Raw genomic sequence first — 738 nt, forward strand, 5'->3', positions numbered from 1 at the left:
ACAATCAAGTTAATGGACTGAATCGGGCTGTTGGGCCAAGCGAGCCAAATGCTCGGCATACACCTCAATAGGCTTGCTCCAGCCCAAAGTCATCCTGGGGCGTCCATTGAGTTCGTCGGCCACCGCATCAAGCTGCTCCTGGGTGTAGCCACTGAGATCCGTGCCTTTGGGGAAGTACTGACGCAGCAACCCATTGGTGTTCTCGTTGGAGCCTCTTTGCCAGGGGCTGTAGGGATCGCAGAAGTACACCTTCATGCCGGTGTTGCGCGTTAGCTGCTGGTGCTCGGCCATCTCCCGGCCCCTGTCGTACGTCAGGCTCTGGCGCATCGGGCTGGCAATGGCATTGAGCTTGTCGCTGAAGGCCTGCAGCACATGCGCCGCTGTAGCTGGGTTGGGGTGCGGCAGCTTGACCAGTACCACCAGGCGCGTGGTGCGCTCGACCAGCGTGCCAATGGCGCTGGCGTTGCCTTTGCCCTTAATGAGGTCTCCCTCCCAGTGCCCGGGCAGTTGGCGATCCTCAATCTCGGGCGGGCGCACATGGATGCTCAGCAGATCGGTGATTTGTCCACGCCGATCCTCGCCCCTGGAGCGAGGCCAGCGCTTGGCGCGGGCCATACGCAGACAGGAGACCAACTCCTTTTTGAGCTCTCCCCGAGGCTGGGCATAAATGCAGGTGTAGATGCTCTCGTGTGACACTTGTTTGCGCTTGTTGTCAGGGTGCAGTTTCTTCAACTGTCC

Annotated in this window: 1 protein-coding gene; it reads right to left on the bottom strand. The window is 60.0% G+C overall.

The window, feature by feature from the left end; all coding sequences use genetic code 11:
• Positions 1–9: 9 nt before the first annotated feature.
• Positions 10–738, bottom strand: a 729-nt coding sequence (locus tag NFX52_RS30410; RefSeq protein ID WP_055392806.1) for an IS30 family transposase, incomplete at its 5' end; no start/stop codon positions are given.

Source organism: Acidovorax facilis (assembly GCF_023913775.1).
In the GTDB taxonomy this organism is placed as follows: Bacteria; Pseudomonadota; Gammaproteobacteria; order Burkholderiales; family Burkholderiaceae_C; genus Acidovorax; species Acidovorax facilis.